Here is a 16,277-nt window from a genome sequence, read left to right on the forward strand (position 1 = left end):
AAAAAATGAAAAAAATTATTCGTTTTGCAGTCATTACATTTGTAGCAATTATTTGGTTGGCAGGGTGCAGCCAAGGAAAAGCAGCTACAACTGACAAAAAAGAAACGACCGTAAAACTAGGGATCATTGGGGAAGATACAGATGTATGGGACGATGTGAAAGAGCGTTTGAAAAAGGAAAACATCCATTTGGAATATGTGAAATTTACAGATTACAATCAGCCAAATGCGGCTTTAGCAGATGGATCGATCGATTTGAACTCCTTCCAACATCAATTCTTTTTAGACAATTACAATGAAGAACACGGAACTGATTTAGTATCGATTGGGAATACGGTTAATGCACCGTTGGGAATTTATTCCAATACGTTAAAAGATGTGGCTGATATCAAAGATGGAGCGAAAGTTGCCATCCCTAATGATGTCACGAATGGCGGCAGAGCTCTTCTGTTATTGCAAACTGCTGGATTGATCAAAGTGGACAAGGCAAAAGGCCAAGCGCCTACCGTTTCTGATATTACCGAGAATAAAAAAAATCTAGACATTTCTGAGTTAGATGCTTCCCAAACAGCACGTGCTTTGTCGGATGTAGACATTTCAGTCATCAATAGCGGTGTAGCTGTAGATGCTGGATTTAATCCCGCTTCTGATGCAATCTTCTTAGAACCAGTCGATGACCATGCACGTCCTTATGTCAATATCATCGTTGCAAGAAAAGAAGATGAAGACAATAAAACGTATCAAAAAATAGTAGATGCCTATCAAACAGAAGAAACAGCCAAAGTAATCGAAAAAACATCAAAAGGTTCAAGCGTACCTGCGTGGGAAACATTCGGGAGAAAATAAGAAAAAACGACTAGCATAGGAGGAAATTTTTATGACAACCACACTCTCAACAAATCAATTGAAAGATCTGATCCAATACCGTTTACCAGAATATCAAGCACTTGCACTAGCTATTCACGACCATCCTGAAGTAAGTAATTATGAATTTTATTCCTCAGCAGCTTTAATCAAACAATTGGAAAAAGAAGGGTTCTGGGTAGAAAAAGAAGTAGCTGGGCACCGAACAGGCTTTGATGCACGTTATATTTCCAATAAACCAGGTCCGACAATTGCCTTTTTGGCAGAATTTGATGCTTTACCAGGTATTGGTCATGCATGCGGACATAATTTATTTGGTACTTACTCCGTATTAGCAGCCAGCATAGTGAAACAATTCATTGATGAGATTGGCGGAGAAATCCGTGTGTATGGTACTCCAGGGGAAGAAGGAGGCGAAAATGGATCAGCTAAGGGCAGCTTCGTTCGGGAAGGTTTTTTTGAGGATGTCGATGCAGCATTATGTGTCCATCCAGCTTTTCGTTATGGGAAAACGACAGAATCTTTAGCAAATGATCCAGTTGATATCAAATTTTACGGTGTCGCTTCTCATGCAGCAGCAGCACCTGAAAAAGGAGTAAATGCTTTGGAAGCCTTGATCCAAGTGTTTAACGGAATCAACGCTCTACGCTTGCAATTGCCAAAAGATGTCAATATCCATGGAATCATTACAGATGGAGGCGTGGCGGCCAATGTCATACCAGACTACGCTGCTGGACGTTTCTATTTACGTGCAGGAAATCGACAAACATTAGACAAAGTATATGAAAAAGTGGAAAATATCGTACGAGGCGCTGCATTAAGCACGGGTACGACTTTTGAGTTTGGATTGTTCCAAAATGCAGTCGATGATGTCATCGTCACGCCTTCTTTTGATGACTTATTCTTCCAACATGCAAAAGAAGCAGGTGTTCCTGATGAAGAAATAGAAACGGAACAAAGAACAAGTCTAGGTTCTTCTGATGTAGGAAATGTCAGCCAAGTCATTCCAACGATACAGCCTACTGTAGCAATCTCTGAGACATACATTGCCGGACATACAGAAGAATTCAAAGCTGCTGCTAAAAGTGAAAAAGGACTTGCTTCTATTGCGATTGCAGCGGAATTACTTGCCAATACAGCTCTAGATTTATTGAGAGAACCCAAGCTATTAGAAAAAATCAAACAAGAACATCAAGAAATAGTAGCAAGAAAAAAACAAGAGGGCGCTACTTTCTAGTAAAAAGATAAAGTTGTGCGTGAAAGTGATAAAAATAATTTTCAGAAAAATGAAAAAATATTTTCTTTTTCATTGACAAATGATCTTATGGAAGGTAAACTTCATACAAGTCAACTTTTCACGCAGTAGCGGTTAGGTGTTTTGTTCAGAAAGTCGGTGGTCGCTGTGAACCGATCAAGCCTAATTGACGAATTACATGGAAAGTCCATACATTTGAATAATCGTTTGAAAGTGAAAAACAGATCTGTTTTTAATTAAGGTGGTACCGCGGAGTCATTCGTCCTTAGTTGAAAGCAGGTCTTTTTATTTTTATAAAGGAGGAATCGCGGATGAATTGTGGCGGAGTAATCCGATATCTTAACTTTTTTAGAACATAAGAACAACTAAAAAAGGAGAGATTATCATGGAAAAAAAAGGAACACCAAGTTTTTTAGAAGCAACACTTGTATTAATGGTCATTGTTTTAGGCATTGCGATTGGCGTTGTCGGATTAAAGGTTTCACCTAATATCACGATTTTGGCAGCTATCGGAATGGTCATGCTGTACGCAGTGATAAAAAAATACCCGACAGATTGGCTGCACGAAGGAATCATCAATGGCATCAAACCGGGGATCATTCCAATCTTTATTTTTATTTTAGTCGGTTCATTGATTGCTGTATGGATACAAGCAGGAATCATTCCAACCCTCATGGTCATTGGATTTAAATTGATCAGTGTCCAGTGGTTCGTCCCTTCTGTATTTGTTGTTTGTGCAATCGTAGGTAGCGCTGTAGGGAGTGCCTTTACGGTTATGTCAACGATTGGGATTGCATTTTTCGGTATTGGGACAACACTAGGACTAAATCCAGCCCTTGTAGTTGGAGCCATTGTTTCAGGTGCCGTTTTTGGAGACAAGATGTCTCCATTATCCGAATCAACAAATTTAGCAGCAGCTATTGTTGATGCCGATTTGTTCAAACACATCAAGCATATGATGTGGTCGACTGTTCCGGCATTTGTTGTTTCTTTCTTTTTATTCATGATTTTAGGACACACAAGTAAAGCCGCAAGTCTTTCATCTATTCGTGAAGTGACCGATATTCTAGAAGCAAACTTTACTATTTCGATCTGGTCACTGATTCCTCTATTTTTAATGCTCTTGTGTGCATGGAAAAAGGTGCCGGCAATTTTGACGATTTTGTTGAATATCGCTGTAGCAGTAGGAATGATCTTTATTCAAAACCCACAAACTTCCTTAACGAAGTTGGCAGGGGTCATCGAATCGGGATTTGTTTCAAATACTGGAAACCAACAAATCGATTCACTGCTTAGCCGTGGAGGGATCGAAAGCATGATGCCAACTGTGTCATTGATTATTCTAACATTGTCATTAGGTGGTTTGTTGATCGAATTTGGGTTGATCTCAACCGTTATGGAACGAGTATCAAGAAAGATGACGAACACCCCAAAATTGATTTTTACAACATTGATGACAAGCATCGGAGTAAATATCTTTATTGGAGAACAATTTCTATCTGTTATCCTGCCTGGTAATGCATTTAAAGAAACTTACGAAAAAGCAGGCTTTGATCCAACTGTATTAGGTAGAACACTAGAAGATGGTGGAACAGTGATCAATTACTTAGTGCCTTGGGGGATCGCCGGAAGTTTCGTAGCAAGTACATTTGGCATTCCTACACTCACTTACTTGCCATTCGTGTTTTTCAGTTTGCTTTCACCTGTGTTTTCGATGGTCAGTGCCTTTACAGGTTGGGGGATCTCAAAGAAATTTGTGAAACCGCAAGAAGCAGTAAGCAAGACAGCGCAATTGGAACAATAAAAACGGAAAAAGGGAGTGTGACAAAAGTCTTGTCACACTCCCTTTTACGAATAAACGGTGTTCAAAAGCTTGCATCTGCGGTAATAAGCCTAACCAAACGAAAAATATGAGAAGCTATTTTTGTTTGGCTGTTCTTATTACTTGATGCAGGGCAGCTTTTTCACAACCTCTTTTTCTGTTTGGATAGATAATGGTCATTCCATTTCTTTGATCATTTTTTTCATTTTATCGATCTCTTCTTCTTGTGCCTGAATGATTTCTTCCGCTAATTTTTTTACTTCAGGATCTTTTAAATCAGCTCGTTTACTTGTCAAGATAGCAATAGAGTGATGAGGGATCATTGCCTTCATCCACGCCGTATCGTTGACAGTTGTTTGGCTTCTTACCATAAATAAGGAACCAGCAAAAACAAGAAGACTTGCCACTAAAATCATAGCATTTATCTTTTTGTTTTCATACATTTTCCACATGAACAACAACATAATGACTGCCATGACTGCACCCATCATCAGCGCCATGAATACACGTGTGCGACTGAAGAAGATATGGTCGAGCGCATAAACATTCAAATACATCATACCAAACATGACTACCGTCGAAACACCAATCATCAACAAAAACTTCCAATACTTTTTCATTTAAAACAAACTCCTTTTTCTTCATTCCTTTCTTCTATCATGTCATGAGCGTGGAGAACAATCAATTAATCTGCACAGATGGTTTTTGGATACCGTTTATCAAGAGGTCGTGAAAAAGCTGTTCTGCATCAAGTAATAAGAACAGCCAAGTAAAAACAGTTTCTTATGTTTTTAACTTGGCTGGACTTATTACCGCAGATGTAAGTTTTTGAACACCGTTTATTCGGAAAAAGGAACTGCAACAATTTTTGTCGCAGCTCCTTTTTCAATAGCTCCAGCTATTCAATATAAATAGAATAAAATTCTCTATTGGTTTCATTCATTCGTCAAGACGAAAGCATCATTCTTTTTTTGATAACTGAAATAAATGAACAGGTAAAGCAAACCGGTCAATACAGTCACCCCAATGGAGTTCGTGAATAGGATACCAAGGAAAATCAACCCTAAGACTGCTAATGCAAAAAAGCTGATTCCTTTGTCCCATAACGTTCCTTTCCTTAGTGCCAGTACAAAGGACGCAGCACTGATAATGATCCAGATCAATAATACTGTATAGGAAAGAGAACCTGCCAGATAGCCAAATAATTTGTCACCGACAAAATAAGAAAGAGCCACACCTAGATAAAGAACACTGGTACAAAACAGCACAGCACGTTGCGGTACTTGATGCTTGTTTAAAACAGCTAGTTTTCTAGAGGAACCTTTTCGATCTTTCAAGCGGAAGAACAAAATCCTCGAAGAAGCATACACACCTGAATTGATAGACGAGAACAGAGCAAGAACAATCACGAAATTGACGATATCTGCTGCAAATGGAATATTCATTTTTTCAAATACCATCACAAAAGGACTAACGTTCGTACCTGCTAATGTATTCCAAGGAAAAATAATCAAAAGCAAAAATAAAGGAATAATGTAAAAGGAAATGATTCTTCCCATAACGCCTTTGATTGCTTTAGGAATCGCACGTTTAGGATCATCTGCTTCGCTTACTGTGATAGCAATCAGCTCAGAACCGCCGTAAGAATAGATAACTACAAGCAAAGAACTGATGATTCCCTTCATACCATGGGGAGTAAAACCACCATGATCAGTCAATTGTTGAAGGGTAGGGAAAACACCAGAACCCAACATTTGCTGACCAACAAGATAAGCAGCAAAAATGATCAATAGGATAATGACACTGATTTTAGCAAAGGCCAGCCAATATTCTGTCTCTGCGAATAATCGTACCGAATAAAGATTGATGATAGTAGTTAAAACAGCCAACATAAAAACAAATACCCAAGCTGGGATGTGGGGGAACCACAACTGTAAAAAGGAAGCAGCTGCAACAGCTTCAGCAATGATATTGATAATCCACATGGACCAGTAGACCCAATCGGTAAAATCGGCAGAATGAGCACCTAGATATGGACGAATCAATCCAGATAATCCGTGGTGCGTATCGCCACCACTTAAAACGATTTTTCCCAGACCTTTCATCACGATATATAAAATTATGCCGCCAATCAAAAAAGCGATCAATACAGAAGGGCCGGCGATTCCAATCGCTTCGCCACTTCCTTTAAATAGACCTGCACCAATCGCTCCACCCAAAGCTAGCATGGTGATATGTCGGGAGCTAAGTTGTTTTTTCAATTTTTTATCTTCCATAAATGACCTCTTTCTTTTAAATTCACAATCAAAATGTATAGTAAGAATAAATAGCAATAATAACAATGACTAATGATAACAAATTTTCAGACAATTACAACTATTCAGAAAACTTTTAGGCATATTTTAATGGAAGAATGATTTATTTCATCGTATTTTCATAGAAATATTAAATTTTTATAAAAATAATAGGAAGCGTTTTACTGGCTTTTTACTATTTAAACAGGCTATCATAGGAAAAAGTGACAGAGAAAGTGAGGCGGAACAGATGAACAAAAACGACGTATTGCTAGTTGCGAAAAATAAATCACTTTATTTTTTTCCTTCCATCCGCTCTTTAGATGTTTGGTCCGGAAAAGATTTACTACAGTCGGAATTCATTAAATCGGCTCGACAACAGTTGGCAAATTATCAGCTGATCGTTTTTTTAGATTATGGATTTGATATGGAGATGGCTCGACGCGTGCGTCCATTTACCAATGCAAAAATCGTGTTATTTTTTTGGAACCACTTCAAAGCAGAACACGAGGCGATGCTGAAACAGGCACAAGATGAACCGGCAATCGATGAGATTTATCATTTTGATTTTTTGGAAGCAAAAGAACTTGGACTAAAACATAATAGTTCCTTTTATTCGAAACATATGGATTTTTCTTCTAGCGAACCAAAGACGGATCTTTTTTTTGGTGCAACAAATAACGGAAGAAAAGAACGGGCAGAAAAATATAAGCAGGAATTTACAAAAAGAGGTGTTACGACCAATTACTTTATTCTTCCGCTTCGAGGAAATGAACAACCTGGATACCTTACTTATGAAGAGTATCTGAAAAAAACTGGGGAATCGAGCGGGATTCTAGAACTGTTGCGGGAAGGGCAGCAAGGAGTGACTTTGCGAACGTTTGAATCTATGTATTTTCAAAAGAAGCTAGTGACAGATAATCAAGCCATAGCTCATTATCAGTTTTATCATCCTGAAAATATTTTTTTGCTTCAAGAACGTGATTTAGATGAATTACCGGAATTTCTGCATACGCCATTTCAGCCAATCCCATCAGAACTGTTGGAATTTTTTGATGCAGAAAATTGGGCAAAACGTTTTTTCACTACTGACTCCGCTATTTATGAACAATATGAATACGATCTTTCCTCTGTTAAAAATAAATAAAAGTGCCAACCAATCATAGATGAAAATAAACAAGCGCAATTCTTATGGCAACATGAGAATTGTGTTTTTCTTTTTGATCTTTCGTGGGGGATAAAAAATGAGAACCAGCTGCTGATCCAGCTGATTCTCATCAGAGAGCCTTTTATTCTGCGCCAAGGATTCCTTCTTTTGCATGGACTAATTGGGTCAAAAAGGCACAATAGGGTGTAGCAATATCATATTTTTGTCCTTTTCGCCAAACGGCACCATTGATGTAGTCGATTTCAGTCAAACGATGGTTTTTGATCAGGTCTTGGTACATAGATGGGTAATGCAACCCGATGTTGTCAGGATCATAAGTAGAAGCAATATGTTGGTACACTTCTTCTTGATCTAATGTGATTCCTTCTATTGCTGCGATAGAAGCAAACTCAGATACGATCGTTCGAACCATGCCCTCTGCCGCTTTTTGCGCACCTAGTTCAGCAATATTACAATCCAATATCGTGCATAATCCATTTAATGTTCCGTTTACACAAGCTTTTCGCCAAATGGAATAACGAACATTATGACTATAGATTGGATTCAATCTTGCTTCTTGAAAGACTTCTACAACTTTTTTTGTAAATGCTTCGCCTTCTGGTTCCAAGTTCTCTAGTTCGATTTCTCCATCACCTAATAATGTGACTTTTCCGGGACCAGCTAGACCAGCTGTCCACATCGTGATCCCAAATAAGATATTTTTCTTTGGTACATATTTTTCCAGTACATCTTCATGACCTAATCCATTCAGTAAACACAAAACATAAGTATTCTCAGTAATAATGGATTGGATCGAACGAAACATATCATCTAATTGATTCGCTTTTGTCAAGGCTACGATCAAATCCACGTGTTCGTTGCTTTCGATGATTTCTTCTGGTGAATAGATTGGCAGTTTTGCAACTACTTCTTTGCCATTAAAGTCAGCAATCAATCCATTTGTACGAATGGCTTCAATGTGAGCAGGCCAGCGATCGATCAAGACGACCTCATTTCCGCTTTGATGCAACATCAATCCGATTCGGCTGCCCATTGCTCCGGCTCCAGCTATTGCGATTTTCATGTTTTTTCTCTCCTTTATTCAATGAGTTCCCTTTTAGTATATAGAAAAACAGAAGAAAATAGCATTGTTTTGTTTGAAAAAAGTGAAAAAAAGTGTCTTACTTAAGAAGAAAGTGAGGGATATAGATGGATATTTTAGCGGCAATCGATTCATTTAAAGGAAGTGCTTCTTCATTTGAATTAAATCAGGCAGTTCTAAATGGCTGGGAAGACCGTAAAGGAAGAAAAATCAATGTGCCGATTGCAGATGGCGGAGAAAATACTGCAGAAGCAATCTATTACGCGCTCGGGGGAACCTGGCGTACGATTGATGGGATGGATCTCTTATTTCGTCAGCGAAAAATCAGTTATTTATTGACGAACTGGCAAGGAAAAAATACTGCAGTCATTGAATCTGCACAAGTATTAGGATTAGATTTACTTGATAAACCAACGGATCAAACCATCCGACTTGCTTCTAGTTATGCCTTGGGAGAGCTTATCAAAGATACACTGCTTCAAGAAGTGGAACAAATCATTGTCACTTTAGGAGGAAGCGGATGTAGCGATGGTGGTCTAGGATTACTCCAATCCTTGGGTGCTTCTTTAGAAGGGTACACAGAAGGAAATCCTTTGTTATCTACTAGAAAACTTCATTTGGATCGAAGGAACGTTCTTGTTTCTAAAGTAAAAGTGATCATCGCTGCAGACGTGACCAACCCATATACAGGTCAACAAGGAGCTGCTTGGCAATTTGGAAGACAAAAAGGAGGAACGGATACGACGTTAGCTTTCTTGGATAAACAAGCTGAAAAGATTGCTCAGCAGATAAAAGATGTTTGGGAGGTGGATTTAGATGACATCCCAGGAAGCGGAGCAGCAGGCGGTATTGGCGGAGCCCTTTTTTTGTTAGGAGCGAAGATGGTCTCTGGTTTTGAGTTGGTCAGCCAAATCACTGGATTAGAAAAACAGATCGAACAAGCGGATGTCATCATTACAGGAGAAGGGCGGATTGATCAGCAAACAATCCACGGAAAAGTTCCATATGGCGTAGCAGTGCTTGCAAAAAAATATCGAAAACCAATAATCGCTATTTGCGGAAGTAGAGACCAAGAGCTGGAAGGACTCTCTGATTTTCTCCCCATTGTCTTAAGCATTCAATTAGGACCAATCGATTTAGAGGAAGCAATGGAACACAGGCAAACATTAGAAAAAACAGAAATCTTAGGACAGACACTCAGCAGATTTTTCAACATTCTCCCGAAGTAGTTGACAAAAACAATTTCTTTATGCTATCGTAATTTCAAATATAGGACAAAGTGAGGGATCCGTGCATTGAAAAATTAAGTCGATTGATGAAAGCTGCATTCAGACTGTACCTTGTGGAGACAAGGGAGCAGTGTGCAGATTTTCGGGATTGGCTTGGTTCTTTCGATGTATGGGTCTTTTTGTGTGCCCCAACCCTTGCATCCTCTTTAGCCAGTTCTGAAAATAGGACTGGTCTTTTTTTACGAGGTGATGGAATAATGTCTAAAATCGAAATAAAAAATCTGACATTCGGCTATGACAGCCAAGGCACATTATTATTTGAACAAGCCAATCTAAACTTTGACACACAATGGAAACTAGGACTTATCGGACGAAACGGTCGAGGAAAGACAACTTTACTGAATATCCTGCAAAACAAACTCCCTTATCAAGGGCAAGTGATCCATCAGCAAGCGTTTGTCTATTTCCCGCAGCAAACAAAAGATAAAGAGCGTTTGACCTATTATGTGTTAAATGAGATTACGGATTTTGAGATATGGGAAATTGAAAGAGAGCTCCAACTGATGCAAACAGATCCTGAAATCTTATGGAGAGAATTCAGCACACTATCAGGAGGAGAGAAGACAAAAGTCCTACTGGCACTCTTATTTGTGGATGACACTCATTTCCCGTTAATCGATGAACCAACGAATCATTTGGATATCTCTGGCAGAAAACAAGTAGCGGCTTACTTGAAAAAGAAAAAACAAGGATTCATCGTGGTGAGTCATGATCGGGGATTTATCGATGAAGTAGTGGACCATGTTTTAGCAATCGAAAAGAGCCAACTGGAACTTTATCAAGGGAATTTCTCTATCTATGAAGAACAGAAAAAACTTCGTGATGAATTTGAAATAGCTAAAAATGAAAAATTGAAAAAAGAAGTCAGCAGGCTAAAGAAAACAGCAGCTGAAAAAGCAGAATGGTCTCGTTCCCGAGAAGGAGACAAAACAAAGAAAAAAGTCGGATTCATCGATACGGAATCTAGGCGAGTGAATAAAGGAGCAGTAGGCGCTGATGCTGCACGGACGATGAAACGATCTAAAGCAATCGTGAATCGGATGGAAACCCAGATCAGTGAGAAAGAAAAATTATTAAAAGATATCGAGTATATCGATGCTTTGACGATGAATAGCCAAGTGTCTCATCATAAACGGCTGTTAAGCGTAGAAAATCTTCAATTAGGGTATGAAAATCTGTTATTCGAGCCAGTTCATTTTACGATCGAACCTCATCAGCGGGCGGCAATTTCAGGTCCTAACGGCGCGGGAAAGTCATCCATTATCCATTATCTTCTGGGGACATTCAACGGCAAGGTTGTAGGAGAAAAATCCCAGCCCAAACATTTGACCATTAGTTACGTACGCCAAAATTATGAAGACAATCGAGGGACATTGGCGGAATTCGCGAAGAAAAACCGAGTAGACTATCAAGCATTTTTGAATAATCTCCGAAAGCTTGGGATGGAAAGAGATGTTTTTCATAATAAAATCGAACAGATGAGTATGGGACAACGGAAAAAAGTGGAATTGGCTAAATCTTTATCCCAACCAGCTGAGCTCTATATATGGGATGAACCATTGAATTATTTGGATGTCTTCAATCAAGAACAATTAGAACAACTGATTTTGAACGTGAAACCTGCTATGTTACTAGTGGAACATGATCAAACCTTTCTAGATAAAGTATCTACTGAGATTATTTCTCTTGAGAAAATCTAAACCTTGTAATCTCAAAGACAACAAGGTATGGTTAAGGAGAACTTTGTCAACGAAGGAGAGAATCACATGCTTTATGTAACGAGACACGGAGAAACAACTTGGAACGCACAAGGATTAGTTTGCGGGCGAGCAGATGTGCCGCTGACTGAAAAGGGACAGATGCAGGCACAGGCACTAGCAGAAAAGGTAGTAGATTTGCCTGTTCCAATCACGAAAATCATCCATTCCCCTCTTCAACGAGCAAGAGATACAGCACAAGCAGTAGCTGATCGTCTCAATTTGCCGATGACCGCTGATGAGCGATTGGTAGAAATGGATTTTGGGGATTATGACGGACTGCCAAGCAAAGATGAAAACTTTCAAAAAGCGCGTTTAGCGTTTGCTGTACGTTTCCCAAATGGAGAGTCGGTCTTAGATGTGTACGCACGGATCGTTCCTTTATTGAAAGAATGCATGGAAGACGAAGAAAATGTCTACTTGTTAGTCTGTCATAATGCCTTGATAAGAGTGATCAATGCTTATTTTCATCCAATGCCTAATGAAGGGTTCTTTACATTCATGGTAGACAATACAGAATTAATTTCTTATGAGTAATTAGACTTTTGTGTTATTTAAATAAAATGTTTCAAGGCACTGCATTTGTTTAGCAGTGCCTTTTTTGTGGCTGTGTCAATTCTTTTGGCATTATAAATCCAACTTTTAGAAATAAAATTTAATTATTTTAACAAAAGTATTGAAATTTTGTTTCTTTAGATATATACTCTAGTCATAGAAATGAAGACGGATACAGAAAAAGAGGGATAATATGTTTGGCTTTTCAATATTTATGAATGATTCTTTGTCAGAAGAGAAGAAACAGTATATCCGCCAAATGGCATCCAATGGCTTTGTCGGTATTTTCACTTCCATGCATATACCGGAAGATGATGTTTCGGCTTATCAAAATCGATTGATCGAACTAGGAAGCGAAGCGAAAAAGAATAAACTAGAGTTGATGGTCGATATTTCAGGAGAGGCATTGAAACGAGCTGGCTTTTCATTAAAAGATCTAACACCCTTGAAAGCAATTGGTGTAACAGGGTTAAGAATGGATTATCATATTTCTAATCAGCAGATCGCCGACTGGTCACATCAATTGAAAATCAGTTTGAATGCCAGCACGATCACGCCTAAAGATATCGATGAGTTGAAAGAAGCAGCGGCTGATTTCTCACAGATTGAAGCTTGGCATAATTATTATCCACGTCCTGAAACAGGGCTGGACAAAGAATGGTATCAGGAAAAAAATCAATGGCTCAAAACTCAAGGATTCCTTGTACAAGGCTTTGTACCAGGAGATACAGAGTTGAGAGGTCCGCTGTATCAAGGATTACCAACTTTGGAAGAACATCGAGGGATCCATCCTCTGGCAGGTGCTCTTGATCTATTAGCAAGTAACACGGATATTGTTTATATCGGAGATGCAGGTCTGTCAGAACACGTTCAGGAGCAATTTGCTTCTTTCCAAAAAGAACAGACAGTCTTGCTCCATACGGAACCTGTAGATGAAGTTTTTTACGAATATATATTAGGAAAACATACGAATCGGCAAGATGATGCAAGAGATGTCATACGAAGCGCAGATGCGCGTTTTCGAGAGATTCCGCCAATCCCAGTAAGAAATACAGCTAAGCGTATGAAAGGATCTATTACTTTAGATAACGAAAAGTATTTGCGCTATATGGGTGAGATCCAATTAACTAAATATGATTTGCCAGCGGATGAAAAAGTGAATGTAGTAGCCAAAGTCATCAAAGAAGAACTACCGCTGATCAACCAAATCAAAGCTGGTATGAACTATCAATTTATAAGAAAAGAAGGAAGATAAAAAATGAGCAAAATCAATTTAGAGAACCTAACAACGGAACGCAGAAACCAAGAAACTTTTGGATTAGATGAAATGAGTATTTCTCAAGCAGTCCGACTCATGAACAAAGAAGATCAGAAAGTGGCCGCTGCTGTTGAAAAAGAACTGACAAGTATCGAGCCAGTGATCGCCAACACGATTGAATCCTTTAAAAAAGGTGGTCGCTTGATTTATATGGGAGCTGGAACGAGTGGTAGACTTGGTGTATTAGATGCTGCTGAATGTGTACCGACATTCGGTGTAGAACCGGAAATGGTCATAGGCCTAATTGCTGGTGGAGAAGAAGCAATGACTGTAGCCGTCGAAGGAGCCGAAGATTCTTATGAATTAGGGCAAGAAGATCTAATCAAGCTGAATTTAACAAAAAATGATATAGTTATTGGTATCGCAGCTAGCGGTCGTACACCATATGTGATTGGTGGATTAGATTACGCAAAATCGATTGGTGCTGTTACAGGAACGATTTCTTGCAATAAACAAGCAGAAATCAGCAAGCATGCGGATTTCCCAATTGAAGTCGATGCAGGACCAGAATTTTTGACAGGCTCTACTCGATTGAAGTCAGGAACAGCACAAAAACTGATTTTGAATATGATTTCTACTATCAGTATGATCGGTATCGGTAAAGTATTCAATAACTTGATGGTCGACGTCAAACCAACAAATGAAAAACTAATCGAACGCTCAAAACGAATCATCATGCAAGCGACAGAAGCTGACTACGAAACAGCTGAAAAGTACTTTGAGGAAGCAGATCAAAATGTCAAACTGGCTATCGTCATGATTTTGACAAATAGTGATAAAGAGGCAGCTCAAGCAAAATTAGCTGAAGCAAACGGTTTTGTAAAAGGAACCTTATGAGGGGGAAAAGACCATGGCAAAAAACGAATTGACTTTGGAAGAACTGGCAAAACAAATTTATCAAGGAGCAGGCGGTATGGGCAATGTTGAAAGCATTGTCCACTGCATGACTCGTGTACGTATGAAGGTCATCAATGATGATCTTGTAAATGTCTCGGAATTAAAAGCGATTCCAGGAGTACTTGGCGTAGTAGAGGATGAACAGCTCCAAGTCATCATCGGACCTGGGAAAGTGAACAAAGTAGCGCAGGAAATGGTTGACTTAGCAGGCGTGAAATTAGGAGAAAAACTTCCTTCTGCTAGTGCAACTACAGCAAGTTCTTCTGCATCTGGAAAAGACCGTGTAAACGAACGGGCACAAGAAATGAAAGCGGCACAAAAATCGAAACAAAAACCCTCTAAAATCAAATCGGTATTAAAAGACATCTCTAATATCTTTGTACCAATGATCCCTGCATTTGTCGGCACTGGGATCGTGGCAGGGATTGCCGCAGTTTTAGCAAACTTAGTCACAGCTGGAACACTAGACGCAGGAACATGGCAACAATATATCGATGTGATGAACATCTTGAAAAACGGGATGTTTAGCTATCTAGTTATCTATACAGGTATCAATGCTGCACAAGTTTTTGGTGCAACGCCAACGCTTGGTGGAGTTATCGGGGCTGTTGTGATGCTGACAGGGATGAATCCAGAAGCACCACTGAAAAACTTGTTTACCGGTGAAGCTCTTGCAGCTGGACAAGGCGGGATCTTAGGTGTTATCTTCGCAGTTTGGTTATTGTCAATCGTTGAGAAAAAACTGCATAAAGTAGTACCTGATGCGGTAGATATCATCGTTACGCCAACTCTTTCCCTGATTGCCATCGGTCTGATCGAAATTTTCTTCATCATGCCTTTAGCAGGGTTCATTTCTGACGGCATGGTCGGTGGGATCAACTGGGTACTTGGTGTTGGAGGAGCATTTGCCGGCTTCGTTCTAGGTACATTATTCTTGCCAATGGTCATGTTCGGACTACATCAGATCTTGACGCCAATCCATGTACAAATGATTGATGAAACTGGTCGTACCTTATTGCTTCCAATCCTTGCGATGGCCGGAGCAGGACAAGTGGGCGCAGCATTGGCATTATGGATCCGCTGCAAAAAAGACAAAGAATTAACAGAAATGATCAAAGGGGCTTTACCAGTCGGAATCTTAGGAATCGGCGAACCATTGATTTACGGAGTAACATTACCTCTAGGACGTCCATTTATTACTGCTTGTATCGGTGGAGGTATCGGTGGGGCAGTGATCGGAATGATCGGAAATGTCGGAGCAATCGCTATTGGACCTTCAGGAGCCGCTTTGATTCCATTGATCTCTGATGGTAAATGGTTAGGCTATATCCTTGGTTTATTGGCTGCTTACGCTGGTGGCTTCGTTGCTACATTCTTCTTCGGTATTCCTAAAGACCGTTTAGAAAAAGAAGAACTAGCGACCGAAACAGCCACAGTAAATGAAGTACCTGAAAAAGCAGTACCTCAAGCTTCAGCTGAAAGTGTGACTATCTTATCATCAGTTGCTGACGGAACAGTTGTTTCTTTAGATAAAGCAAGTGACCCAGTTTTTGCACAAAAAATGATGGGTGAAGGTTACTTTGTAGAACCAGAAAACGGACATATCTATTCCCCGGTTACTGGAGTAATAAGTTCTGTTTTCCCAACAAAACATGCTATCGGCATTACGACACCAAATGGCTTAGAAATCTTGCTTCACATGGGCATCAACACAGTTGACTTAGGCGGTACGCCATTCGATGTGAAAGTAACAGAAGGACAGCAAGTGACACCTGATACGCTTGTAGCAGAAGCTGACTTAGAAGCAATCAAAGCAGCAGACAAAGAAACCTCCATGATCGTCTTGGTAACCAATATGGATCGTGTAAAAAACTTTGTCTTGGAAAAAACAGGTAAAGCGAAAGCAAAAGCACCTGTGATGGATGTCAAAGCTTAATAAGAATAGAAACAATAGAGAACATAAAAAGAAGAAGCCGAA

The 16,277-nt window shown here is 39.4% G+C and carries 13 protein-coding genes; 10 read left to right on the plus strand and 3 right to left on the minus strand.

Features of this window, described 5'->3' with window-relative positions:
* Positions 1 to 5 precede the first annotated feature (5 nt).
* The 3 genes from AC1F25_RS00790 to nhaC all read left to right on the plus strand — a co-directional run bounded on the left by AC1F25_RS00790 (position 6) and on the right by nhaC (position 3,922).
* The gene (locus AC1F25_RS00790) at positions 6 to 845 is read left to right on the plus strand and encodes a MetQ/NlpA family ABC transporter substrate-binding protein (protein ID WP_081186096.1); all 840 of its coding nucleotides are present in this window, start codon (positions 6 to 8) and stop codon (positions 843 to 845) included.
* Positions 846 to 876: 31 nt separating this feature from the next.
* The gene (locus AC1F25_RS00795) at positions 877 to 2,100 is read left to right on the plus strand and encodes a M20 family metallopeptidase (RefSeq protein WP_002320010.1); all 1,224 of its coding nucleotides are present in this window, start codon (positions 877 to 879) and stop codon (positions 2,098 to 2,100) included.
* A 403-nt stretch (positions 2,101 to 2,503) separates the two neighbouring features.
* Positions 2,504 to 3,922, plus strand: a complete 1,419-nt coding sequence (gene nhaC, locus AC1F25_RS00800; RefSeq protein ID WP_002293789.1) for a Na+/H+ antiporter NhaC — start codon at positions 2,504 to 2,506, stop codon at positions 3,920 to 3,922.
* A 194-nt stretch (positions 3,923 to 4,116) separates the two neighbouring features.
* Here the strand turns inward: nhaC and AC1F25_RS00805 are convergent, their stop codons facing one another.
* Complete coding sequence (locus tag AC1F25_RS00805; protein WP_024634958.1) at positions 4,117 to 4,560, minus strand: DUF305 domain-containing protein; 444 nt, start codon at positions 4,558 to 4,560, stop codon at positions 4,117 to 4,119.
* A gap of 315 nt (positions 4,561 to 4,875) precedes the next feature.
* Positions 4,876 to 6,216, minus strand: coding sequence for an amino acid permease (locus tag AC1F25_RS00810; RefSeq protein ID WP_024636209.1), 1,341 nt, complete (start codon positions 6,214 to 6,216; stop codon positions 4,876 to 4,878).
* 268 nt (positions 6,217 to 6,484) lie between these two features.
* Here AC1F25_RS00810 and AC1F25_RS00815 point away from each other — a divergent pair, with 268 nt between their 5' ends.
* Positions 6,485 to 7,381, plus strand: coding sequence for a WaaS/CpsH family glycosyltransferase (locus AC1F25_RS00815; RefSeq protein ID WP_010732040.1), 897 nt, complete (start codon positions 6,485 to 6,487; stop codon positions 7,379 to 7,381).
* Between the two features lie 142 nt (positions 7,382 to 7,523).
* Here AC1F25_RS00815 and AC1F25_RS00820 read toward each other — a convergent pair whose 3' ends face one another.
* Complete coding sequence (locus tag AC1F25_RS00820) at positions 7,524 to 8,465, minus strand: 2-dehydropantoate 2-reductase (RefSeq protein WP_065763711.1); 942 nt, start codon at positions 8,463 to 8,465, stop codon at positions 7,524 to 7,526.
* Between the two features lie 125 nt (positions 8,466 to 8,590).
* Here AC1F25_RS00820 and AC1F25_RS00825 point away from each other — a divergent pair, with 125 nt between their 5' ends.
* The 6 genes from AC1F25_RS00825 to AC1F25_RS00850 all read left to right on the plus strand — a co-directional run bounded on the left by AC1F25_RS00825 (position 8,591) and on the right by AC1F25_RS00850 (position 16,235).
* A complete protein-coding gene (locus AC1F25_RS00825) occupies positions 8,591 to 9,712 on the plus strand; it encodes a glycerate kinase family protein (RefSeq protein WP_002308344.1) in 1,122 nt (373 codons plus the stop codon).
* Between the two features lie 257 nt (positions 9,713 to 9,969).
* Positions 9,970 to 11,472 (plus strand): ABC-F type ribosomal protection-like protein Eat(A), encoded by a 1,503-nt coding sequence (eat(A), locus tag AC1F25_RS00830; RefSeq protein WP_479994172.1) that lies wholly within the window; start codon positions 9,970 to 9,972, stop codon positions 11,470 to 11,472.
* Between the two features lie 66 nt (positions 11,473 to 11,538).
* Positions 11,539 to 12,066 carry a histidine phosphatase family protein gene (locus AC1F25_RS00835; RefSeq protein WP_002320007.1) on the plus strand — a complete coding sequence of 176 codons (528 nt, stop codon included), beginning with the start codon at positions 11,539 to 11,541 and terminating at the stop codon, positions 12,064 to 12,066.
* A 211-nt stretch (positions 12,067 to 12,277) separates the two neighbouring features.
* Positions 12,278 to 13,339: a DUF871 domain-containing protein gene (locus AC1F25_RS00840; protein ID WP_123830719.1), complete on the plus strand. Its 1,062-nt coding sequence runs from the start codon at positions 12,278 to 12,280 to the stop codon at positions 13,337 to 13,339.
* A 3-nt stretch (positions 13,340 to 13,342) separates the two neighbouring features.
* Complete coding sequence (murQ, locus tag AC1F25_RS00845; RefSeq protein ID WP_479994173.1) at positions 13,343 to 14,239, plus strand: N-acetylmuramic acid 6-phosphate etherase; 897 nt, start codon at positions 13,343 to 13,345, stop codon at positions 14,237 to 14,239.
* 13 nt (positions 14,240 to 14,252) lie between these two features.
* A complete protein-coding gene (locus AC1F25_RS00850) occupies positions 14,253 to 16,235 on the plus strand; it encodes a glucose PTS transporter subunit IIA (RefSeq protein ID WP_002308350.1) in 1,983 nt (660 codons plus the stop codon).
* Positions 16,236 to 16,277 lie beyond the last annotated feature (42 nt).

Source organism: Enterococcus sp. M-BR2, from assembly GCF_056612775.1.